19 protein-coding genes are annotated in these 23386 nt (G+C 39.0%); 11 read left to right on the plus strand and 8 right to left on the minus strand.

Features of this window, described 5'->3' with window-relative positions:
* Positions 1-10: 10 nt before the first annotated feature.
* The 6 genes from AAC073_RS21910 (at position 11) to AAC073_RS21935 (ending at position 9266) form a co-directional block, all read left to right on the plus strand.
* Positions 11-601 (plus strand): transposase, encoded by a 591-nt coding sequence (locus tag AAC073_RS21910; protein WP_339925960.1) that lies wholly within the window; start codon positions 11-13, stop codon positions 599-601.
* A gap of 133 nt (positions 602-734) precedes the next feature.
* On the plus strand, positions 735-2153 hold the full coding sequence (locus tag AAC073_RS21915) for an L-serine ammonia-lyase (protein WP_339925961.1): 1419 nt from the start codon (positions 735-737) through the stop codon (positions 2151-2153).
* Positions 2154-2271: 118 nt separating this feature from the next.
* Entirely contained in the window at positions 2272-3681 is a 1410-nt protein-coding gene (locus AAC073_RS21920; protein WP_339925962.1) for a PQQ-dependent sugar dehydrogenase, read from the plus strand.
* 146 nt (positions 3682-3827) lie between these two features.
* Positions 3828-4730 (plus strand): NAD(P)-dependent oxidoreductase, encoded by a 903-nt coding sequence (locus AAC073_RS21925; RefSeq protein WP_339925963.1) that lies wholly within the window; start codon positions 3828-3830, stop codon positions 4728-4730.
* A gap of 83 nt (positions 4731-4813) precedes the next feature.
* Entirely contained in the window at positions 4814-6715 is a 1902-nt protein-coding gene (locus AAC073_RS21930) for a glycoside hydrolase family 97 N-terminal domain-containing protein (RefSeq protein WP_339925964.1), read from the plus strand.
* 337 nt (positions 6716-7052) lie between these two features.
* Positions 7053-9266 (plus strand): S41 family peptidase, encoded by a 2214-nt coding sequence (locus AAC073_RS21935; RefSeq protein WP_339925965.1) that lies wholly within the window; start codon positions 7053-7055, stop codon positions 9264-9266.
* A gap of 19 nt (positions 9267-9285) precedes the next feature.
* Here the strand turns inward: AAC073_RS21935 and AAC073_RS21940 are convergent, their stop codons facing one another.
* Both AAC073_RS21940 and rnhA read right to left on the minus strand, forming a co-directional pair.
* Entirely contained in the window at positions 9286-10011 is a 726-nt protein-coding gene (locus AAC073_RS21940; RefSeq protein ID WP_339925966.1) for a methyltransferase, read from the minus strand.
* A complete protein-coding gene (gene rnhA / locus AAC073_RS21945; protein WP_339925967.1) occupies positions 10011-10469 on the minus strand; it encodes a ribonuclease HI in 459 nt (152 codons plus the stop codon). The genes AAC073_RS21940 and rnhA overlap by 1 nt, the downstream gene beginning before the upstream one ends.
* A 317-nt stretch (positions 10470-10786) precedes the next feature.
* Between rnhA and AAC073_RS21950 the strand changes: the two genes are divergently transcribed.
* Positions 10787-11563, plus strand: coding sequence for an HNH endonuclease (locus AAC073_RS21950; protein ID WP_339925968.1), 777 nt, complete (start codon positions 10787-10789; stop codon positions 11561-11563).
* 118 nt (positions 11564-11681) lie between these two features.
* On the opposite strand, the gene AAC073_RS21955 is transcribed toward AAC073_RS21950, so the two are convergent.
* Positions 11682-12038: a hypothetical protein gene (locus tag AAC073_RS21955; protein WP_339925969.1), complete on the minus strand. Its 357-nt coding sequence runs from the start codon at positions 12036-12038 to the stop codon at positions 11682-11684.
* A 330-nt stretch (positions 12039-12368) separates the two neighbouring features.
* Between AAC073_RS21955 and AAC073_RS21960 the strand changes: the two genes are divergently transcribed.
* From AAC073_RS21960 to AAC073_RS21975, 4 genes are all read left to right on the plus strand, one after another.
* Positions 12369-13505, plus strand: a complete 1137-nt coding sequence (locus AAC073_RS21960; RefSeq protein WP_339925970.1) for an amidohydrolase family protein — start codon at positions 12369-12371, stop codon at positions 13503-13505.
* A 138-nt stretch (positions 13506-13643) separates the two neighbouring features.
* Positions 13644-14627 (plus strand): glycoside hydrolase family 43 protein, encoded by a 984-nt coding sequence (locus AAC073_RS21965; RefSeq protein ID WP_339925971.1) that lies wholly within the window; start codon positions 13644-13646, stop codon positions 14625-14627.
* Positions 14624-16222 carry a glycoside hydrolase family 43 protein gene (locus AAC073_RS21970; protein WP_339925972.1) on the plus strand — a complete coding sequence of 533 codons (1599 nt, stop codon included), beginning with the start codon at positions 14624-14626 and terminating at the stop codon, positions 16220-16222. The genes AAC073_RS21965 and AAC073_RS21970 overlap by 4 nt, the downstream gene beginning before the upstream one ends.
* 253 nt (positions 16223-16475) lie before the next feature.
* Complete coding sequence (locus tag AAC073_RS21975; RefSeq protein ID WP_339925973.1) at positions 16476-18050, plus strand: hypothetical protein; 1575 nt, start codon at positions 16476-16478, stop codon at positions 18048-18050.
* Positions 18051-18231: 181 nt separating this feature from the next.
* Here AAC073_RS21975 and AAC073_RS21980 read toward each other — a convergent pair whose 3' ends face one another.
* From AAC073_RS21980 to AAC073_RS22000, 5 genes are all read right to left on the minus strand, one after another.
* Positions 18232-18615 (minus strand): hypothetical protein, encoded by a 384-nt coding sequence (locus AAC073_RS21980; protein ID WP_339925974.1) that lies wholly within the window; start codon positions 18613-18615, stop codon positions 18232-18234.
* An 85-nt stretch (positions 18616-18700) separates the two neighbouring features.
* Positions 18701-19255, minus strand: coding sequence for an OmpH family outer membrane protein (locus tag AAC073_RS21985; RefSeq protein WP_339925975.1), 555 nt, complete (start codon positions 19253-19255; stop codon positions 18701-18703).
* 22 nt (positions 19256-19277) lie between these two features.
* Positions 19278-19802, minus strand: coding sequence for an OmpH family outer membrane protein (locus AAC073_RS21990; protein WP_339925976.1), 525 nt, complete (start codon positions 19800-19802; stop codon positions 19278-19280).
* A gap of 2 nt (positions 19803-19804) precedes the next feature.
* Entirely contained in the window at positions 19805-22516 is a 2712-nt protein-coding gene (locus tag AAC073_RS21995) for a POTRA domain-containing protein (protein WP_339925977.1), read from the minus strand.
* An 85-nt stretch (positions 22517-22601) separates the two neighbouring features.
* Positions 22602-23369: an isoprenyl transferase gene (locus tag AAC073_RS22000; RefSeq protein ID WP_339925986.1), complete on the minus strand. Its 768-nt coding sequence runs from the start codon at positions 23367-23369 to the stop codon at positions 22602-22604.
* Positions 23370-23386: the final 17 nt, after the last annotated feature.

Here is a 23386-nt window from a genome sequence, read left to right on the forward strand (position 1 = left end):
CAAAAATAAAATGGACAAATACCAAAATAAATACCGCATAGGGTCTATTCGATTATCCGGATATGATTATCGGAAAAACGGTGCCTATTTTATAACCATCTGTACCAAAAATAGGGATCATTTTTTTGGGGAAATTGTGGATGCCTCTATCATAGGGACCTTGCAATGCAAGAGCCCTATGATGCAATTGAATGAATTAGGCCAAATCGCCCAAAAATATTGGATGGAAATACCCAACCATTTCCCGTTTGTTGAATTGGGAAATTTCGTGGTGATGCCCAATCATACCCATGGTATATTGGTGATTAAACGTCACCAATATACCCCGGTAGATACGTTGCAATGCAACGCATCTACCGTGCCAACCAGGCCCATAAATGAACAAATGTCAAAAATATCACCTAAACCAGGCAGCATTTCAACGATTATTTGTTCCTACAAATCTGCTGTTACCAAACAGGCACGATTAATAAACGCCAGTTTTACCTGGCAGGCCAGATTTCACGACCATATCATCCAAAATTCAGCCTCCTTCGAAAGAATACAACATTACATTTCCACCAATCCATTGAATTGGCAAAAAGATAGATTTTCAGTTTAGCCAAAAATTCATAATTTGATTTGACCCAATGAGCGTTAAACCAATTAAAGCCCCATTAGATTATTACCTATTGAATCCTTAGACGTAAATTACATGACATTATTAATTGTAATTGGTAAGGCCAAAAATCGATATGGAATCAATAAGCATTTTTGAAATTATAAAAGTTGGCATTGGACCTTCCAGTTCACATACCATGGGACCCTGGAGGGCTGCCCTGTCTTTTTTAAATCACCTGAATAAAATCAAAAAACTCAATGAAGTCACCGAGATCACCACTTCATTGTTTGGGTCCCTAGCCAAAACAGGATTGGGACACGGCACAGACAAAGCAATAATGCTTGGACTTTCTAATGAGGATTTTATTACCATCGATACGGATAAAATAGAGGAGAAAATTGACAAAATAAATCAAAACGCTTGCATCAATATTTCAGAAAACCACTCCATTCCTTTTAATTACAAACAACACATCCTTTTTGAATTCAAAAAAAACCTGGATTATCATCCAAATGGGATGCGATTTGATGCTTCGCTAAGCGATGGAACTAAAATTTCTAGGGAATATTTTTCTGTTGGCGGAGGCTTTGTTGTCACTCAGGATTCAGACAAGGTGGCACAGCACCCGATCAAAACCGAATTTCCCTGCCATTCTCAAAAAGATCTTTTAAATAACTGTAACAAACTTAACCTGACCATTTCTGAGCTGGTAATGCTTAATGAAACAGCCTGGAGAAGTGAAGCTGAAACCCGAAAACAGGCCCTTTACATTTGGAACGAAATAAAAAAATGTGTTTTTAGAGGTGTCAACATATCAGGGCTATTGCCCGGAGGACTTAAGGTAAGGAGAAGGGCTTATGATTTGAACAAAAAGTTTTTGCAGGGCCAAAAATTTAATAATATCGTCGATTGGATCAAGGCCATTAAAAAAGGCCCGAAAGATTTTAACACAGTAAACAAATGGGTAAGTGTTTTTGCTTTGGCAGTGAATGAAGAAAACGCCTCTTTTGGTAGGATCATTACTGCGCCCACCAATGGCGCTTCTGGCGTAATCCCAGCAGTACTAATGTATGCTTACTGTTTTACCCCAAATTTTGATGAGGATGAAATCGTAAAGTTTATACTCACTGCTGGAGAGATTGGTACACTCTATAAAAAAGGAGCTACTATTTCTGCGGCCATGGGTGGGTGTCAAGCTGAAATTGGGGTTTCAAGTTCCATGGCAGCAGGAGCGCTTACTGAAGCACTTGGTGGAAGCAAAGAACAGGTTTGTCAGGCAGCGGAAATCGCCATGGAACACCACTTGGGCATGACTTGTGACCCGATTGGTGGATTGGTACAAATTCCTTGTATTGAACGAAATAGCATGGGCGCCATAAAAGCCATTACGGCTTCAAATATGGCATTGGAAAGCGACTCTTCGGCAGCCCGCCTAAGCTTAGACAACGTTATCCAGGTAATGTGGGAAACTGCCTTGGATATGAAATCAAAATACAAAGAAACATCTGAAGGAGGCCTGGCTAAAATCCCAGTAAATATTGCAGAATGCTAAATCACGTCGTTATTAATCTCAAAATGGAAACTATAAACAGTACAGGCGCACTAAAATTGGATGCAATTTCCAAAAATAGTATATTTCATTATTCTTAATGCTGCTTATAGGTTACAATATGACGAAGAAAATTTTCAAAATACTTGGGCTATTGTTGCTCCAATTCTCAGCCTTAACCATAGTGGCCTCTGCACAAGAGGGAGGCAAATTATACAGTACCTATTGTGCAGGATGCCATGGAGCTAACCTGGAGGGCAATTCAGCCAGTTCCCTTATCAAAACAGAGTGGAAATACGGTAGAAGCGCAAGCTTGATGACCAGGAATATCACTTTTGGGATACCTGAAACAGAAATGATTGCCTGGAATCAGGTTTTGAATAAAGATCAGGTCAAATCACTGGTGGATTTTATTTCTGAGGCCCAGAAAATTCAACCCAATATAGACCGTTCCATTCCTAAGCAAATTAAAACTGAAAAATATGATTTAAAAATTGAGGAATGGGTAGTGGATGCAATCAAAACTCCTTGGGCCCTTGAGTTTGTCTCTAAGGACAGTGCTCTGGTATCTGAAAGGCGTGGAATGCTTCGCTGGATAGTGGAAGGAACTCCATTTGCAGACCCGGTTAAAGGAGTCCCCCAATCCCAAGAGTTTCGAACTGGTGGATACATGGACATTGCCATTGATCCTGAATATCAAAAAAATAGATGGATCTACCTGGCTTTTAGTTATGCCCCAGAGCGTATTACAGATGACGCTGCTCCTGCCATGACCAAAATTGTTAGAGGAAAAATTAATCAAAACCAATGGATAGCCGAACAAACCCTGTTTGAAGTACCGAATGACCTTCTGGTGACCAAAGGAAATCGATGGGGATGCAGGTTTTTATTTGACAAAGCTGGGTACCTGTATTTTTCGATTGGTGATATGGGATATGCCGAAGACGCTCAGGATCTGAGTAAGCCAGTAGCAAAGATTTACCGTATCAATCCTGATGGAAGTATTCCCACTGACAACCCATTTATTAATAAACCCGGTGCGTTGCCTCAATTGTTTACGATAGGCAACAGAAATGTACAAGGAATCGCTCAACATCCCGATACTGGTGAAATTTGGTTTACAGAACATGGCCCTATGGGAGGTGATGAATTAAATATTTTAAAGAAAGCTGGCAATTATGGCTGGCCTGATATTACCTATGGAATAGACTATGATGGGAGTGTTGTATCCACCCAAACAAATCAGGAAGGGATGTTACAACCCATTATTTATTGGAATCCATCCATTGCCGTTTCACCAGCTGAATTCTCAGACAGTCCGCTCTTTCCCCAATGGAAAAACAATTTGTTCATAGGAGCACTTGCCTTTGAGGAAGTAAGAAGATTAACGACCAACGACCACAAGGTGGTGCAACAGGAAATGATTCTTAAAGGTTATGGCCGGGTTAGAGACCTTAAATTCGGGCCTGATGGAGCATTTTATGTGGTACTCAACCAACCAGACAAAATTTTAAGGATCACTCCAAAATAAACCTGTGGTTCAGCAGATGATAAGGTAATTTTATTATTCGTTGAGTAGATGACCCCCATTACTGCGTGGATAGAATTGAGACAGGAAACTTATCCCGTAACTATATTTGGCCATAAAAAAATTATATCATTATTAACAATTCCGAAATGACTAAAAAGCGAATCTTTTTTACTGGTGGATCTGGAAAAGCAGGAAAACACGTGGTCCCTTATCTGCTCTCCCAAGGACATAGGGTGATGAACGTAGACCTAAAACCTTTGGATTACCCTGGGGTAGATAACCTGATCGCTGATATCACCGATTCCGGTCAAATGTTCAATGCCATGAGTTCGTATGCAGCCCTAGACGAGCTGGAGCCTGGAAATGGAGTGCCGAAATTCGATGCAGTAGTGCATTTTGCTGCCGTCCCTAGAATCTTGATCAACCCTGACAATGAAACATTTCGTGTCAATACCATGGGTACTTACAATGTGATAGAAGCGGCTGTTAAGCTTGGCATAAAGAAGATAATCATTGCCTCTTCAGAAACCACTTACGGCATCTGTTTTTCAGATGGGTCTACTGATCCCAATTCCTTGCCTTTGGAGGAAGATTATGATGTGAATCCCATGGATAGTTATGGTTTATCAAAGGTGGTGAATGAAAAAACGGCCCGCAGTTTTCAACGACGTACTGGCTTTGATATTTATGCCTTGCGCATTGGCAATGTGATTGAGCCGCACGAATATGCGGAATTGTTCCCCCATTATTTCAAAAATCCTGAAGTGCGCCGAAGAAATGCCTTCTGCTATATCGATGCTCGTGACCTCGGCCAGATTGTGGACCTGTGCTTGCAAAAAGATGGACTTGGTTACCAGGTATTTAATGCTGGAAACGACCATAATGGTGCGATTATTCCTAGCAAAGCTTTGGCAGAAAAATTTTTCCCTGGGGTGCCTGTTACCCGTGAATTAGGCGAACATGAAGCTTTGTTTTCAAACCGAAAAATACGTGAAGTGCTAGGGTTCAAAGAAGAACACAATTGGCAGAAATATGTAAAAGGAGAATGATTGATGGACAATTAAAAAGTTAACATCGAAATTTTTCTCCTATTACCTAGTAGCTATTCCTATCCAAAAACCTTCCTCATTAAATGAAAAACATTTTTAGATTTCTTGAAATTTTTGCTTTCGTTCTTCTTTTAAATTCATGTTCTAGTCCTAAAGAAGTTCAGGTAACAAGCCCTAATGAAAAATTCAGATTTGAATTGCTGGTTGAAGATTCACAGCTTTTTTACCGCGCTTTTTTTGATGACAATGAGATTGTTGAAAAATCTTTATTGGGATTTAAGCTGTCTGACTCCACAATAATCGGTCAAAACCTTGAAATTAAGCAGGCGGAGGAAAGTGAGGTAGCATCAGATTGGAAACCTATATATGGCGAAAGAAATCTTTATCCAGACCAATACCATCAGGCTGTTGTTTCCTTTAGTTCAAAGGATCAAAAAACGCCTCTCTTCCAACTAAACATAAGGGCATACAACGAGGGACTTGCGTTTCAGTATGCTTTTGAAAATGTAGGAAAGGTTACTCTTGATGCAGAACTTACCGAATTCACCCTACCTGCCAAGGCTGAAGTATGGGTGTCAGAACAAGCTCAGGGGGCAATTAATAAGATAAAATTAGCTGAAATAAGCAACAAGATTGTTGAACGCCCACTATTGGCAGAGCTGAGCGATTCCTTATTTGTAGCACTTGGAGAAGCTGCTTTAGTTGATTTTTCGAGAATGAAATTTTCACTGGCTGAAGGTAAAACTTCTACCCTTGTTGCGGACCTAGAAAGTGAGGTCATTTTCAACGATGCCTTTTCCAGCCCCTGGAGAACAATCATGGCTGGGAATTCCGCAGGCGAAATACTTGAAAACAATTACCTAATCTTGAGCCTCAATGCTCCAAATGCCATAAAAAACTCGGATTGGATAAAACCCGGAAAGGTAATTCGTGAAGTAACACTCACCACAGATGGAGGAATGGCCTGTGTGGATTTTGCTGTCAAACACAACTTGCAATACATTGAGTTTGATGCCGGATGGTATGGAAATGAATACGATGATTCTTCAGATGCCACCACCATTACGGTGGATCCAAAACGCTCAAAAGGTCCGCTTGATCTTCTTCGGGTAATCAAATACGCAGAAAGCAAAGGTATAGGGGTGATTCTGTATGTCAACAGAAGAGCTTTAGAAAAACAACTTGATGAGGTATTGCCGTTATTAAAATCCTGGGGGGTAAAAGGTCTTAAATATGGATTTGTCAATGTAGGTTCACAGGAATGGACAAGTTGGTTGCATGAGGCTGTAAGGAAGGCTGCTGATCATGAGCTAATGGTAGACATTCATGATGAGTACCGCCCAACGGGTTATTCTCGAACCTATCCAAACCTTATGACGCAGGAGGGTATTCGTGGTGATGAGGAATCTCCTGACAATACCATGGTTTTAAAAACCTTGTTTACCCGCATGCTAGCAGGTGCCGGAGACCATACCAATTGCTATTTTGCAGAGCGAGTGGACAATAAAATGGGCTCTCATGCTTCCCAGTTGGCCAAGGCCGTTTGTATCTATAGCCCATGGCAGTTTCTTTATTGGTACGACCGTCCGGAAAACGCTCCAGGAGCACATAAAGGGGCGGGAAACAGTACCAATTTCATCTTGGAAGTGCCTGAATTGACATTTTTCGACCAAATGCCTACCGTTTGGGATGACACCAAGGTGCTATCAGGCTACCCAGGAGAACATGCGGTTGTGGCTAGAAAAAGTAGAGACACCTGGTTTGTAGGGGCACTTAATGGGATGCAGGAAAGAGAAAGTGAAATTTCATTTGACTTCTTAGACCCAAACAAGAAATACACGGCTACAATTTTCACGGACGATGAGGAGGTAAAAACCCACAGCAGGGTAGCTTTAGAGACAAGGGACCTAACAGCTAAGGATGTGATGAATTTCAAATTGGGGAAACACAAGGGAATGGCGATGGTTATAAAAATGGCCCAATAGAAAACAGAGTAGATAAAAACTTATTAACACAAGTTTGACACTATCATGTTGTACTTATCAATTATCAAAGGTCCACACATAAGGCCTCAAAATCTCCATAGTCAACATCAACGTAGAACATTTTTTAAAATTTTAAAGGTTTAAATGGGAAATAGACCTCCCCATTTTCAGCTATAACTTTTGTTAAAAAACAATAAAGTTTAAATCGGCATAATTTGAATTATATAAATAGTTGTATTTTAGATGTTTAGTATTTAAACACTTACAATACATCTAGGCCTCTGGTATTGTGCTTTTGGTACCAATACATAATTGGATAGGTTCAAAAAAATGAGCTATGAAAAACTTTATTGTATTTCTTTTTTTATTGGCGGCATTCTATTGTCAAGCCCAAAATGATCACAAATTTAATTTTGACTTTGAAAAGCAGAAAGATAAATCCAGCCTTTCAGACGGCTGGTTTAAATGGGGGGATTATGCCTCTACCATAGACAGCCTTGCTAATTCAGGGATAAATGCAGGAAAAATTACCGCTACTGACAATGGAAAATTTGGATGTATCGCCTACCCTATTCCTGCAAAATATTCCGGCAAAACATTGAGGCTTGAAGGGTACATGAAAATCAAAAATGTCACCAATGGATTTGCTGGGCTCTTACTACGAATCGATGGCAAAGAAGGCGTTTTAGCATTTGCCAATATGGATGACCAGAAAATAAAGGGTACAAAAGATTGGCAGAAATACAGCATAAGCCTTGATTACCCTCAAAAATCAGAAACCATATATGTAGCAGGTATTCTTTCAGGAAAAGGTGAAGCTTGGTTCGATGATTTTGCTTTAACCATCGATGGAGAAAATATTGAAACTTTAAAGGAAGTGAAAAAAGAAGTGGCAAAGGGACAACTGGATACCGCCTTTGACAAAGGCTCCTTACTGGATTTATCTATATTGACGGCCGAAAAAACCGATGACCTTGAACTGCTAGGTAGGGTTTGGGGCTTTCTTAAATACCACCATCCTGAAATTGCCAGAGGAAATTACAATTGGGATTATGAACTGTTTAGATTCTTACCACTTTATACCGAAGCTAAAAGTAAGGCAGACAGAAACAAACTCATTATCGAATGGATTGATTCGCTTAATCCACTAGAAAATTGTGCTGAATGTGAACCAACTGATGAAAATGCGTTACTTAAACCAGACCTAAACTGGATTCATAAGGAAGATCCGGTGCTAAAAGACAAGCTACTCTCTGTTTACCATAACCGCTCACAGGGAAAACATTATTATATAGCATTGTCAGCTAACATACATAACCCGGATTTTATTAATGAAAACCCGTATGCAAACATGTCCTATCCTGACGCTGGGTTTAGACTTTTGTCTATTTTCAGGTATTGGAACATGATCAATTATTTTTTTCCCTATAAACACTTGATGGATACGGATTGGAATATAAAGCTCAAAGAATATATCCCCCGATTCTTACAAGCCAAAAATGAATTGGAATACGAAATGGCTGTACTTCAACTCATAGGAGATATTCAAGATACCCATGCAAACTTATGGGGAGGAGGAGATAAAATAGAAGCGTGGAAAGGATCCAACTTTCCTCCTGTAAACCTTAGATTTATAGAAAACAAATTAGTAGTCGCAGCTTTTTATAATGAAGAATATAAAGAAACTATTGGTTTAAAAATTGGTGATGTTATTACCAAAATAAATGGAAAACCTGTGGAAGAAATCGTAAATGAAAAATGGAAATATTATCCTGCTTCCAACTCCGCTGCAAAATTAAGAAATATTTCAATCGATATTTTACGATCAAATGAGGATGAAGTAAATATTGATTTTATTTCGGAAAGTGCTATAGCACAAATGAAAACCCTTAAACTATACCCAAAAGATAGTCTTGATTATTTCACCTGGTTTAGAAAAAACAAGGATATCTCTTACCGTTTATTAGATGACAATATTGGCTATGTTACCCTGGCTAGTATAAAACAAGAAGACATAGAAAATATTAAGAAAGAGTTTAAGAACACCAAAGGGATAATCATTGACATTCGTAATTACCCATCCACTTTCGTGCCTTTTGTTCTAGGCTCCTATTTTGTTACTTCTTCAACCCCTTTTGTAAAATTCAGCGTTGGCAATGTTGATAACCCCGGTGAGTTTTCATTTACAAAGGATTTGGAAATCCCTAGTAGGGGTACATCATACAAAGGCAAATTGGTTGTGCTGATTAATGAGTTTTCGCAGAGCCAGGCGGAATATACCGCCATGGCTTTCAGGGCTGGAGACAACACGACGCTTATTGGAAGTACCACAGCAGGAGCGGATGGAAATGTTTCTACCCTATTTTTGCCCGGTGGGCTAAGGACAATGATTTCTGGTATTGGAGTTTATTATCCAAATGGAGAAGAAACACAACGTATTGGAATTGTTCCTGACATTGAAGTAAAACCAACCATTGAAGGCATCAAAGCAGGTAGGGACGAACTGATGGAAAAAGCCATAGAAGTGATTACCCAGCTCAAAAAAAGGTGATTTTGATGGCAATACTTCCCTAAAAATGCAGCATATATTCTTTGAGCAGATCAATGTATTCTGGGGTATAGACATTGGTGGCGTCTTTTATCACCAATGTTCTTACTTCAGTTTGCACTGGCCTCCTGGTTAAAGAAGCTATCACTCGGTGTACTTTGCTGGTTTCCCTGTCCTGTAGCAAGGTTTTACTGTCTACATAAAAACCTTTTTCAATACCCAATCCAATAAAAGCCTCCATCTCATAGGCTGGTAGAATTAGCCATAATACGCCCTTATCCCTCAATAAACGATCTATACCTGCCCACAAATCGGTGAAGTTAAGTCCCTGCTCATGCCTGGCCAGGTTGATATTTTGTTTGCTGCTTTGCAGCTGACCACTGTAATAAGGAGGATTAGTAATGATCAGGTCGTATTGCTGGGTTTCAGCTATTGCAAAATGCTGAAATTTTTGGTGCTTCACATTTACATTAAGCCCCAGCTTATTGGAAGCTATATTTTTAGTCGCCTGCTCAAAAGCATCTTGGTCTATTTCCACAGCATCAATTGTAGCCTGCGGGTACTTTTGAGCCATCATCAAAGCAAGAACACCCGTACCTGTTCCAATATCGAGAATGGCTTCAGGAATAGACTTTAAAGCGGCTAGCGAACCAAGAACGACCGCATCGGTACTCACTTTCATTGCACATCGCTCCTGTTCTATTCTAAACTGCTTGAATTGAAAAAAGGTGTTTGCCGTCCGTTTCATTATGCCTTTTGCTCTGCTTCATAGCCCTGATCAGGAGGTAAATTATGTCCCAAAGCCGCTGTTACTGCCAATTCATCGCATCTTTCATTTAAGGGGTTCCCAGCATGACCTTTTACCCATTGAAATTGAGGCTTAAATTTAGTATGTAGGGGAATGTACCTTTTCCAAAGGTCAACATTTTTTTTGTCCTTAAAGCCCTTTTTTTGCCAAGCCCATATCCAGCCTTTTTGAACGGAATCCACCACATATTTACTATCCGAATAGATGGTAATTGGCAAGCCTTCTACTTTCAAAGCTTCCAAACCCCGAATCACCGCCAACAATTCCATCCGGTTATTGGTGGTGAGGCGAAACCCTTCGGAAAGCTCTTTTCTTAGGTTCTTATAGAGCAAAATCACACCATAGCCTCCATTTCCTGGATTGCCCTTGCTGGCACCATCGGTATATATTTTTATCATGTCCTATTGAAATTTGCATCAAAAATAGGGTAAATATTACAAACCGTCCAATAAGCCAACACAGACTTTAGCGAATTCCCAAACCACTTGAATCTGTCTTCTTAAAAGATTGACTTACGGGTAATGTAACAAGCAGGTAAGTGCTTTAGCACCTTTGCCTTGGCAATACAAGATTTGTAAGCCCAAAGAAAATTATTACCAAGAAATAATTTGGAATAATGGCCGTTTATTTCGTTTTTAAGAAATAATTAGGGCTTAAAAATACAACAAATAGGTCAAACAGTAGGTCGAAACAAATTATTAGCAATGATTGAAACATGAAGAAATACATTTTAAACAAAGCTGAAGAAATAATTTCCCAAACTGAAGAACCGGAATACGAATCCATTTCAGTTCACGATTTTCTTACCGAATTTGATTATGCAACGAAGTACTTACCAAGATTTCTGAAAGTACGTTCCTTTGCCCTCTACATGCTTTTCTTTAAAAGGGCCTATTATTCAATTGGTGATAGAAAAATTAAGCTTAAAATATCCGCTTTGGGCCAAAATATGCTCTCCAACTTTGGGAACCCTATGTCAAAGGATGTGGTGAAAAGGGGAATCAATGACTTGGTCAAATTCGGCATCGTAGAAAAATTACACCGCCCAGGAAAAATCAATGAGTACATTGTCAAATTGCCCTCAGAAATAAAAGCCATAAAAAAGCTTATAAAAATAGAAGACCGCATTGAAGAAAGTATTTATGGAGATTCGGATGACGATATCCTTAGTGATAGCAACAAAAGAAATGAGATTTTAAAAAGGGACAACAATAAGTGCTTTTATTGTCTTTGCGAACTTAAAGCACCTGATTTTTACCTCAATCATATCCATTCCAAAGCCAATGGGGGCTATGACTGGAAATCCAATCTGGTTTCATCCTGCAGAACCTGCAACACCGTAAAAAATGCTGACAGTGTAAATGCCATATTATTGAGTAACCTCAAAAAAGGACTTATTCTAAATACAGAATATTTAGAGCAAAAATCTAAATTGGATAAACTGAAAGCCGAATATCAACAAATCAGAGAAAATATTGGAAATATTCCCTAGTAAATTTCTTGAATTAACCCTATGTCGATCTTTATTAATACCAGTATAATTACAAACATTTAAAAGCAGGAACACCAAGGTGAACCTGCTTATTTTTTATACCCATCAATGACAAAACTCAGTCAAATACACATTCAGAATCTTCGGACTTCCAAATGACTTTCTTGCCTTCAAGGTCTTCAAGGGCATAATCCCCTTCAATCGTATCCCCTGAACAGTCATAACTAACAAGTTGCCAGTTACAATTGGGGCAGCAGCTAGCCAAATAGAATACAGTTTCTCCTTCGTAAGAAGCTTGACCGATATAATTATATTCAGACATTTCTTCAGAAGCCAAGCCTTGCTGTAAAGTTTTCAACCAAGGTAAATCATTCAAAGGGTCAGTTACTCCGCAAATTGTATCCGGGTTATCGGTTTCATTACATGAGAATAAAATTAATAAACTAAAAATAAAGGGGTAAAATAACTTTTTCATAAATTTAAATGGAAAATTGGTTCAAACTTTTGACCCTTACGAGTAAATAATACTAAATGCTACAAAAAAGTTTTAATAATCTGTGGTCAAGTTTAAATTACCCTCAACCAATCTTAATCCTAACATAAATGCACCTAAGCAACGCTTTTTCCAGTACATTCATAATGTGCTTCTCAACAGCTAATGATAGAATACCTTCCTAACTATTCAAAATCAAAAAGTTAAAGCGCCATGGGGGCAACAATTACTTCACAAAAGTACTGACTAGCAGCTTGAAGATTGTGAATTAAGTTTTAAATTAACTGTTCTAATTGATACTATCCAAAGCCTATGAAATATTATTACAAACACATTTTTCCACTTTTCCTTATCCTACTTTTGGTAAGCGCTGTCAACAACGCCTTGCTTTCACAGGAAATGGATTTTGAATCTTACAACCCACAATCTACTTTAGTGGTACCTGAAAACCTTGTCACAAGAGCCAAATACCCATTTGTTGATATCCACAGTCACCAATCCAATGTCAACGATGTGCTGATTTCAAGGTTGATTAAGGAAATGGATGAAATGAATATGGCGACCATGGTAAACCTAAGTGGAAAGGGTTCTTCAAGAAATAGAGCTGACAGTGAGGCACAGGAGTACCTTAGCGCTATGATCCGTAAGTTTAATGAACAGGCGCCAGGTAGGTTTATTGTTTTCACCAACTTATCATTCAACGGGTTTGGAAATAAAGAATGGAGAGAAAAGGCCGTGGCTGAATTAGAAACAGATGTAAGAAATGGGGCAAATGGTTTGAAGATTTTCAAAAGCCTGGGTTTAAATGTCCAAGACGTCAATGGCGAAAGAGTACCTATCAATCATCCCGACCTGGATGCCATATGGGCAAAATGTGGAGAACTAGGTATTCCAGTGTTGATTCATGCTGCAGATCCAGCCTCCTTCTGGGATCCAATGGATGGCAACAACGAACGCTGGCTAGAACTAAAATTACGCCCCAACAGAAAAAGAGCTGCTGACAATCCAGCGCCTTTCGATCAGATCATTGCAGAACAGCACGCCATATTTAAAAAACATAGAAACACCACTTTTATTAATGCCCACATGGGTTGGATGGCCAATGACTTGGCTAAGGCTGCCAAGCATTTGGATGAGTATCCAAATGTCAACTTTGGGATAGCAGCTGTTATTGCTGAGTTTGGTCGGCAACCAAGAGCAGCCAGAAAGTTTTTTATCGATTACCAAGACAGAATACTCTTTGGGAAGGATGCGTACAACCAAGAAGAGTTTTACACCTATTTCAGGGTTTTGGAAACCGAGGACGAATACTTTCCATATTATAAGAAATACCATGCCTATTGGCGCATGTATGGTTTAGGGCTACCCGATGAAGTGCTCAAGAAAGTTTATTATAAAAATGCACTCCGAATTGTTCCCAATATGGACAAAAGCCTTTTCCCTTATTGATTGTTTCTAAGCAAAAACAATAACTAATTGTATATGAATTTTTCGGAAATACATCTCCGAGTAAAGTTAAATTCTGAATTTATTTCAAGATCATGGAAGCATACTTTATCGATATGCTTGTGTATGGTCTTTAGTTGTATGGGATTATCTCAGGAGGCCACCTTCAAAAACCCCATTCGCAATGGAGCTGATCCTTGGGTTTTTCAAAAAGGGGACCATTATTATTACTGTTCCTCTTCTGGAGGGAGCATAGCGATCTCAAAGTCTTCAAAACTTACTGATCACGGTGTATTTCAAAAAGTCTGGGACGCACCGGATCAAGGATGGAATTCAGCCAATATTTGGGCACCGGAATTACATTTTATTAATAGTCACTGGTACATTTATTATGCTGCAGGGAAAAAGTCCGGAGGCCCCTTTATACACCAAAAATCAGGGGTTTTAAAATCAGTGGGGAAGGATCCTTTTGGCCCTTATGAGGATAAGGGTATGTTGTACACTGGGGATGATATAACCGATCCAGGATCGGTAAAATGGGCCATTGATTTAACACCATTTAAACATGAAGGTTCACTTTATGCTATCTGGTCAGGCTGGAAAATAGACAGTGAAACTGACCGCACTCCCCAACACCTTTACATCGCCAAAATGAGTGATCCGACAACAATCAGTAGCAACCGCGTTAAAATATCTTCCCCAGAAGAAAGCTGGGAAACCGGAGGGGAGTTGGACCTTAATGAAGGGCCTCAGGTATTGAAAAATAAAAACCTTACTTTTATTATTTATTCCACCAGAGAATCCTGGTTAAAAGATTACCGATTGGGTCAATTGAAATTGAAGGATTCAACTTTAGATCCCTTGGTTCCGGAAAATTGGATAAAAAACGGCCCTGTTTTTCTGGGAAATCATGCTGTTCATGGGGTAGGACATTGCAGTTTTGCAAAATCTCCTGACAGCTCCGAAGATTGGATCCTTTACCATTCTAAAAAGGTAGCAGACCCGGGATGGAATAGAGATATCCGGTTACAGCCTTTCAAATGGCGTGTGGATGGAAGCCCAGATTTCGGCAACCCAGTGTCCTTAGATAAACGCATACCAGTACCTTCCGGAGAAAAAGAATGATGAAAACAGCAACGAACCCAATGAAAACCATCCGCTACACTATATTGTCATTGTTGATCATCACAGGATGTCAACAAAATCCAAAAAATAAAAAAAACGATATAGATTCAGATAGGCATCACAAGGCCATAATTAATCCAGTACTTCCAGGTGATCGCCCCGACCCTACTGTTATTCAGATTGGAAACGAGTATTATGCTTCTGCCACCTCTAACGAATGGGCTCCATTGTTCCCAATTTACAAGTCTTCAGATTTATTGGAATGGGAATTGGTCAACTATGTATTTCCTGAAGGGGCACCTATGTGGGCTAAAAACAATTTTTGGGCTCCCGAATTATCTTATGACGAAGAGCAGGGGAAAATTTATGCCTATTATACTGCCAGAGACAAACAGAGTAACCGATTAAGTGTGGCGGTGGCAAGTTCAAGTTCTCCTACAGGAAAATTTGAAGATCACGGTCCATTAGTTGCCCAGGAGCATGGCTCTATAGATGCCTATGAGGTAAGGGATGATGATGGTAAAATCTATGTATTATGGAAGGAAGATGGGAACAGTAAAGGTTTGCCTACTCCTATTTGGGCACAGGAAGTTAATGAGCAGCGAACGCGATTACTCGGCCAGCCGATAGAACTTTTCAGGAATGACCAAATTTGGGAAAAAAACCTGGTGGAAGGGGTGAGTGTATTCAAAGAAAATGGGTATTTCTATGCTACTTATTCGGCAGGAGCCTGCTGTGACAGGGAATGCAATTACCAAACTGGAGTAGCCAGAGCAAAAAAATTATTGGGACCTTGGGAAAAATACAGTGCTAATCCAATATTGGTTGATAATAAGGACTGGAAATGTGCCGGACATGGAACTGTAGTAAAAATGGACAATGATTATTTCATGCTTTACCATGCCTATAATACTGCGGGCTCTGTGTATGTTGGAAGGGAAGGGGTTTTGGAACAATTAAGCTGGACGCAAGATCAATGGCCTATTTTTGGGAATGCGGCTACCTATAGCCGAGAGAAGGAAATGATAGATTTCAGCGATATTTTTGAGGCAGGCCTAGACCCTTTATGGCAATGGCGCGTGACACAAGACATTGAATTTGAAACAGGTAAGGAGGGTTTGATTTTGAAAGCCTCTATCGAAAACGAAAACTTAGGCAGTCTGCTGGTACAAAGTACCAAATCATCTAACTATCAAATGGAAACAACCATCAATATGGACCTCTCTGATGCTAAAGGTGGTATTTTATTAGTAGGTGCTGCCCACAACGGTTTCGGGGCACCTATAGCAGGTATAGGCATTGCTGCTACAAAGGATGGCTTTTCAATTTTTGAAACGATAAATCAATCAGAATCTATTATGGCACAAAAACAAATTGTACTAGAAGGTAAAATTGGGATGAAAATGGAAGTGACCGAAGGTCATTTACTAAGATTTTCCTTTAAATTGAAAGGGAAGAATTGGCAGTCATTTGATCATGTGGCTTATGCTAACCATTTGGTGCCATGGGGCATGGGTTTCCGGCTAGGCATGTTTGCCAAAGGTAATGAAAACCAAAAAATAAATTTCATTCAGACAAACGTCGTAAACAAATAGCCATCTCAGTAAATCCAGAGTATCTTTTCTTGGATTATTTAACCAATATTTTAGTAGGTACCTCTTAAAGGGAGGTTTAACTTGTTTCAGACAGATAGTGATAATTAGGTTCAAAGTTTAAGGGTTTAAAAAACCGAGGGGGATTATTTCCTCTATTATAAATTACCACACCTTTTGGCGCAAGTATGGTTAATCTTGAATTCAAATGGTTCATTAAAATCAGTCCCTCATTTTTAAATTTTTTATTGTTTCCATGAAAAAATTCCGTTTCACCACAGTAATAGCTGGACTAATAATACTTTGTTTGGGAGTTTCTTGCAAGAAAGAACCACTACCCGAAATTCCACCAACTGGTAATATTTCTTTTGACATTGACATTGAAGGCTGTTTTAGATCCAGTCTTTCTTCAGAACGTATAAATGATATTACATCCATCTATGTATCCATTGAAAATGAGTGTGGAATTATTGAGGGTTATCCCAAAAAGTTCGAGGATTTTTCTCTAGAGGAATATACCATTCACTTAACAATTAACAACCTACCAACAGGGGGCAACAGGCTTAGCCTATTATTACTTATGGATATAAATGGAGAGGTGATATATGCTAGTCCTCTTACAAAATCACAACTTTCAGCCAACACACCGAATCCACTTCCACTCCAATTTGAAACACTAGAAAACCAAATAAATACCATTGCAGCTACAGCTTTATCCACCAGGTGTTTTACTCCCGGTGACTTTGGTATAGATGCCGAAGAAGTTAATTTCAGAGAAGGGCTCGAAAATGTTGGTGGAACATTTGAGGGTGAAATTGATATATCAAGTCAGAAAAAGATTGATGATTTTGGCGCTTTCTGCTATACAAAAATAAAAGGAGGGTTAAAGATTGCATCAAGTGATGAACAACTTGATTTATCACCACTACGATCTATCCAAGAAATTGGTTACCTCCACATATACTCAAATCCACAATTGAAAAGCGTCAAAGGGTTTCATAGCTTGGTTTCTTTGGATCACTTAACTATCGAAAACAATACTAATCTTACATCGCTAGAAGGGTTTTCAAATCTTAAGGAAGTTAAAAACAGAGCTACTTTTTTATCCAATCCAAAGCTAATCGACCTTAAAGGTCTGGACAAACTAATCACTGTAAAAAATTACCTGAGGATTCAAGACAACTACAATTTATCAAGCTTGAACGGATTAAATAATCTAACAAATTGTGAAACAATTCATATTTGGTATAATCCTAAACTTCGTTCTATTCTTGATTTGGAAAATTTAACTATTAATTCAATTGAATTAGGACTTAACCCTAGTTTGGAACCGTTTTGGGAGATTTTTAGTCCGTTAAAAGAAATCAATGCCCTAAGCCTTTCAAATATGGAAATAGATAATTTCGCAAATAAATTTCCTGATGGTTTCAAAATCACAGAATCCTTAAACTTAAATAAAATCAGCGGATTAGAAAGCCTTAACGGTCTCCCTATCGGAAGAGAGTTACAAGGAAACCTTACCATTAGAGATATACTAAAATTAGAAAATCTAGAGGGATTGGAAAATTTACAATCCATAAAGGGGAATTTATTTATAGACTTACACCCAAACCTGAAAACACTAAAGGGGTTGGACAGTCTATCAATTGTCGGAGGAAAAATTACAATAAAAGACAATAATACACTAGATGATCTATGTGCCTTAAATAAATTGTTCCATACTAATCCAAAACACGCCTTAACAATTACCAAAAACGCCTATAATCCAAAATTAAGCGATTTTACGAATGGGCGGTGTTATAAATATTATTATTTACCAGCCTCTAATTGAGGAAATGGGTTCATATAAATTAGCAGTTATAATACCAAATTGACTCTTCTTTTTGAAACCAATTCAGTCAAAGAAACAAACAGATTTTAAGAGATTGGATCATGGTCTACCAGTGAAAAGTTTAAATTTCCACTGGTAGACTTGTTTAAAACAGCTCTCGATTTTAAATTTTCTAACAATACTAAAGGACAATCTCTCCTTTAAGCCTATTGTTGCGCTTATTGCTGTCCTTTGTATTTATGATCAAGCGATATTTCAGTTTTTTACCAGGCTGGTTGGCACGGTATTTTTCTCCTGCGGTGTAAACTAAAGATTGACCCGCTTTCATGGTCGTCGTTTTGGTGTCAAAACTAATCATTTTACCATTTACCTTGAAAAACACCTGATAACTTCCAGCAGGAGCAGCTTCAGGCCCATTGTTCTTTATGGCATATTTAAACGAGCGATAGCCGCTTACCTCTGCATCAAGCATTACCTCCATCACCTCGAGATCATAAGCCTTTTCCTCCTGAGCCAACAGGGGAGAGCTTACTAAAAAACAGACAATCAAAATTTTCCAGTACATAAGGTTATTTATTGTGTGAGTCCAAAAATAAAAAAAGCCCGGTCACTATAAAGCAACCGGGCATAAAATATTTTAAAATAGCTTATTAATTAGCGCCAGGTCCTGCAGCAGGAGTAGCTGGTGCTTCAACACCTAATTTTGCCAAAACAAGATCTGTAAAAGGATCATTGTCTTTGGTATACAGAAGCACTGGTGCCTGACCTGCAGCTTCAGATAGGATATGAGAATAGTTATTCTCTGCTGCTACTGAATTGATTGCATTGTACACCTTAGTTTGTACAGGTTCTAATAACTCCTGCAATTTCCTTTGGTAAGAAGACTGTGCATCTTGTTCAAACTTTTGGATTTCTGCTTGTAATTTTTGCAACTCTTGTTGCTTAGTATTCCTTGCATCATCAGTCATATTAGGTGCTGCTTGTTGGAATGCTGCCGCTTGTTTCTGAAAATCGGCTCCTTTGGTCTGGATTTGTTGACCTAACTGGTTGCTATAATCTTTGATATCAGCGTCTATTTGCTCCATCTCTGGCATCAAACTCATGATATATTCCACATTGGTATACCCGATTTTGACGTCTTGTGCATTTGCTACAAATCCAAAGCAAAAGAGGGCAATTGCTGATAGGAAAATTCTTGCTTTCATAATTGTTAAACTTGGTTAATTTTTAATTGTTTTCTTCTAATCCTAATTCTTCTATAACAAAATCTGAGTAATCATGTCTTGGGTCCGTATAAATTATAGACGTTGGACTAGATGCTTTGTCAAATAAAATGGCAATGCCATTTCTTTTGGAGACCCTGTCAATCGCATCATAAATGGTAGATTGCAATGGCTGTAGCAGTTCTGCTTGTTTTTGATACAGTTGCCCATTGTCACCAAATATCCTGTTATTGAAAGCCCTGGCTTCTTTTTGTTTCTCTCTTATTAGTGCCAGTCTTTCCTGGTACATCTCTTCAGTTAGCAATACCTGCTCTCCTTGGAGGTCACTGTACATTTGTTGTATTCCTTCTTCCAAATTTTGTGCCTCTTTTTTCCACTCTGTACTTAAGGCTTCCATTTCCCCCTGAATCTTTTTGTAATCCGGATGTTTGTTGAGAATATATTCTGTATCAACATAGCCTAATTTCTGTCCCATGAGCACAATGGGCAAAAACGTAAGCAAAAATAACAATTTCAGGGACTTTTCCATAATTATCTGAATTGTTGACCAATAGTAAAGTGGAACATTCCACCGCTTGGCCCTGGGTTTGGATCACCAGCTGTTGGTACACCATCGAACCCATAACCCCAGTCAATGCCTAGCAGGCCAAATGCCGGCATAAATATTCTAGCACCAAAACCGGCAGATTTCTTTAAATCATAAGGATTGTAATCTTGGTAATTTCCCCAGTTATTTCCTGCTTCTGCAAATCCAAGTAAGAATATGGTAGCTGAAGGATTCGGAGATACAAGATAACGAAGTTCCATCACATGCTTGTTATACACTACCCCACCATAAGGTATCGGAGCGTTTGGTTGATTCCTATACTCTTTACCTGGAGTGATGGATTGGTTTTCATAACCTCTAAGTCCAATGATTTCCTGGCCCAAAGCGAAGTTCATCATGTTCATACCATCTCCACCGAGTACAAATCGCTCCAAAGGAATGATACCTGTCTTGGTACCATAAGACCCTAAGAAACCTAAGTGAGTCCTTGCACTTAACACCAATTTGGTAGAACCCAACACTGGTGTATAAAGAGATGCATCAAACATCCATTTGTGGTATTCAAGCCACTGGTATTTCTCCTGGTCAGTTGACTCACCGGTCAGGTTATTGTTCATAGCAGCGTATGGAGGAGTTAGTGTTGAGCTTAAGGTAATGTTTGAACCAAACCTTGGATAGATCGGGTTGTCAATATTATTTCTAGAGATTGTAGTGTTTAACGCTACGCTTTTCGCATTACCCGTATTGAAACTCAAACCGAAATAATTCCCATATTCGTCGAAATTATAATTCTGGAATTGCAAGCTATTGCTGATCTGGAAGTAATCATCCGGCCAAGTAACCCTTTTCGCCAGACCTATTGAAGCTCCTGTAATCTTAAAAGAACCTAACTCTTCACCAAAATTGGTTTGGCTATAGAAGTTGATTTGCCTTTGAACAGAATGATTGAAACTAACACTAAGCGCATTTGGTTTTTTGCCACCAAACCAAGGCTCGGTAAAGGACATGCTGTAGTTTTGAAAACTACGACCATTGGCCTGAACTCTCAAGGACAACTTTTGGCCATCACCTACTGGAAGTGGCCTCCACTTAGAGAAGTCCTTTATATTTTTGATGGAGAAGTTATTGAATGTAAGTCCTACCGTACCTACAAAGCCAAATAGTCCACCCCAACCTCCGGAAAGTTCGATCTGGTCATTTGGCCGCTCCTCTAGTTGGAAGGTAATGTCTACAGTAGCGTCTTCAAAGTTTGGACGCATGTCTGGTTCTATGTTCTCAGGGTTAAAGTAACCGATCTGGGAAAGTTCACGAATGGTTCTTACCAGTGCACTTCTATCAAATTTTTGTCCTGGAAGAATCCGTATTTCCCGCATGACCACATGGTCACTTGTACGTTCATTCCCTTCTATGGATACGCTATTTACTGTCACCTGAGGTCCTTCAAATATCCTCAATTCTATGTCTATAGAATCGGCTTGAATATTGACCTCCACTGGGTCAATGGTAAAGAACAGGTAGCCATTGTCTTGGTACAAAGAACTGACATCATCTCCTTTTTGTGGATCATAATTCAGCCTTTTGTCTAGCTTTTCTTTATTATAAATGTCACCATCAAAAATCCCTAACTTGGCTTGTAGTTCTTCGGTGGTATGGATATAGTTTCCTGAAAAAGTAATGTTGCGATAATAATATTGCTTGCCTTCTTCTATTTCTATGTCAATATTGATCCGGCTATCATCAAACTTAAAAATGCTATCTGATAATATCTCGGCATCCCTGTACCCTCGATTGTTGTAAAAGGCAATAAGGGCATTTTTATCATCCCGGTAATCGCTTTTGACAAATTTAGAACCATTAAAGAAGTTGAGCTTGAAATTCTTATTGATATAGGCTTTAACTTCTTCATCAGACACAGGGTTTCTCTTGGTCACCGCAGCCCCAATGTTTTTTGGGTTGGCATTCAGCAAGCGAGACACAATATCTTTGAAAATATATACCCGAGCATGCTCATGAGTGCCTTTCATTTTTTTCTTAAGGCGATTGTCTGCAATGTTTTCATTGCCTTCAAAGCTTATTTCATTGATACGGACCTTGCTCTTTTTCTCTACATCAAACCGAAGTTTCACGCTGTTGGGTAGGGTGGTGTCTCTTTCTTGAACTACTTTTACTTCAGTATTCAGGAAGCCTTTTCCTACAAAATAATCCTTGATATTACGTTGAGCAGTATTAAGAACGTCGTCTCTAACCACACGGCCAGTGATATTAACCTTGTCCTTTAATTCCCCTTCTTGGGTTTTATTAATGCCTGTAAAGTCAAAGCGACTGAAACGAGGCCTCTCTGTAAGGTCCAATAACAAGTAAATGTCATCCCCTTCGATCTTTGTAACCAGAATTTTAACATCCCCAATAATCCCTTGGGCCCAGAGTTTCTTAAGTGCGCCAGAAATAGCCTCACCTGGAACACTGATTTGATCATCTACCCGAAGCCCAGCCAATGAAATAATGGCTGTTTCATCAAGCGTGCTTAAACCTACCGCTTCTATTTCAGCTATCCGATACTTTTTAGGGTTGGAATAACTAAGGTCTATAATATTTACCGGCTCCTGATTGGAATACCGGCTTTGTCCCAATCTGATTTGGGCCTCTGCCACGCCGGTCAATAGCAGCAAGTAAATAATTATTAAATTCTTTTTCATTTCAAACTATAAAATTTTAACCTCGGTTTTAGTTATTCCAAGGCAGCAATAATTCTGAAACTAAATTCTTTCAGAACAAGTATTGTCAATTGGAGATCTTTGTCTGAGCTCCCGTTTTACCAAACCGTCTTTCTCTTTTTTGAAAGGCGAGTATGGCTTCATGCAAGTCCTTTTTCCGAAAATCCGGCCAAAGCACTTCTGTAAAATATAATTCTGTATAGGCCAATTGCCATAACATAAAGTTGCTGATCCTAATTTCACCGCTGGTTCTTATCAGCAGTTCTGGATCTGGAATATTGGCAGTGTTCAAATGGGCGCCAATCAATTCCTGATTGATAGCATCCGCTGATAACTCACCATTTACTACTTTTTTGACAATTTTCTGAACAGCCTTCTCTATTTCCCATCGACCACTATAACTCAACGCCAGCACAACTGTCATCCCAGTATTGTCTTTTGTTTTATCTTTCCCCATTTTCAAGTGCTTAATGCACGAATCTGGAAGGCTATCAATATCACCTATCGTTTCCAACCTGATGTTATTTTTCATCATAGTTGGCACTTCATCTGTAATGGCTTCAACCAATATTCCCATTAAAGCATCTACCTCTTCTTTGGGTCTGGACCAATTTTCTGTAGAGAAGGCATACAAGGTAATGTAATCTACGCCTAGTTCTACCGATCCTTCAATGGCATCCCTTACTGCCGCCATAGCATTTCTATGACCAAATATTCGCATGGCTCCTTTCTTTTGGGCCCAGCGCCCATTGCCATCCATTATAATTGCAATATGTCGGGGAATATTGCCCTTGTCAATCACTTCCTTCATTCCAAAATTCTCTGTTGATTCAATTGATTTACAAAAATGAC

The sequence above is a fragment of the uncultured Cyclobacterium sp. genome, from assembly GCF_963977555.1.
GTDB lineage: Bacteria > Bacteroidota > Bacteroidia > Cytophagales > Cyclobacteriaceae > Cyclobacterium.

What these genes read in the sequence shown, in the direction of transcription:
- AAC073_RS21910 (WP_339925960.1), top strand. Translation starts at nt 11, where the DNA reads ATGGACAAATACCAAAATAAATACCGCATAGGGTCTATTCGATTATCC.
- AAC073_RS21915 (WP_339925961.1), top strand. Translation starts at nt 735, where the DNA reads ATGGAATCAATAAGCATTTTTGAAATTATAAAAGTTGGCATTGGACCT.
- AAC073_RS21920 (WP_339925962.1), top strand. Translation starts at nt 2,272, where the DNA reads ATGACGAAGAAAATTTTCAAAATACTTGGGCTATTGTTGCTCCAATTC.
- AAC073_RS21925 (WP_339925963.1), top strand. Translation starts at nt 3,828, where the DNA reads ATGACTAAAAAGCGAATCTTTTTTACTGGTGGATCTGGAAAAGCAGGA.
- AAC073_RS21930 (WP_339925964.1), top strand. Translation starts at nt 4,814, where the DNA reads ATGAAAAACATTTTTAGATTTCTTGAAATTTTTGCTTTCGTTCTTCTT.
- AAC073_RS21935 (WP_339925965.1), top strand. Translation starts at nt 7,053, where the DNA reads ATGAAAAACTTTATTGTATTTCTTTTTTTATTGGCGGCATTCTATTGT.
- AAC073_RS21940 (WP_339925966.1), bottom strand. Translation starts at nt 10,011, where the DNA reads ATGAAACGGACGGCAAACACCTTTTTTCAATTCAAGCAGTTTAGAATA.
- rnhA (WP_339925967.1), bottom strand. Translation starts at nt 10,469, where the DNA reads ATGATAAAAATATATACCGATGGTGCCAGCAAGGGCAATCCAGGAAAT.
- AAC073_RS21950 (WP_339925968.1), top strand. Translation starts at nt 10,787, where the DNA reads ATGAAGAAATACATTTTAAACAAAGCTGAAGAAATAATTTCCCAAACT.
- AAC073_RS21955 (WP_339925969.1), bottom strand. Translation starts at nt 12,038, where the DNA reads ATGAAAAAGTTATTTTACCCCTTTATTTTTAGTTTATTAATTTTATTC.
- AAC073_RS21960 (WP_339925970.1), top strand. Translation starts at nt 12,369, where the DNA reads ATGAAATATTATTACAAACACATTTTTCCACTTTTCCTTATCCTACTT.
- AAC073_RS21965 (WP_339925971.1), top strand. Translation starts at nt 13,644, where the DNA reads ATGGGATTATCTCAGGAGGCCACCTTCAAAAACCCCATTCGCAATGGA.
- AAC073_RS21970 (WP_339925972.1), top strand. Translation starts at nt 14,624, where the DNA reads ATGATGAAAACAGCAACGAACCCAATGAAAACCATCCGCTACACTATA.
- AAC073_RS21975 (WP_339925973.1), top strand. Translation starts at nt 16,476, where the DNA reads ATGAAAAAATTCCGTTTCACCACAGTAATAGCTGGACTAATAATACTT.
- AAC073_RS21980 (WP_339925974.1), bottom strand. Translation starts at nt 18,615, where the DNA reads ATGTACTGGAAAATTTTGATTGTCTGTTTTTTAGTAAGCTCTCCCCTG.
- AAC073_RS21985 (WP_339925975.1), bottom strand. Translation starts at nt 19,255, where the DNA reads ATGAAAGCAAGAATTTTCCTATCAGCAATTGCCCTCTTTTGCTTTGGA.
- AAC073_RS21990 (WP_339925976.1), bottom strand. Translation starts at nt 19,802, where the DNA reads ATGGAAAAGTCCCTGAAATTGTTATTTTTGCTTACGTTTTTGCCCATT.
- AAC073_RS21995 (WP_339925977.1), bottom strand. Translation starts at nt 22,516, where the DNA reads ATGAAAAAGAATTTAATAATTATTTACTTGCTGCTATTGACCGGCGTG.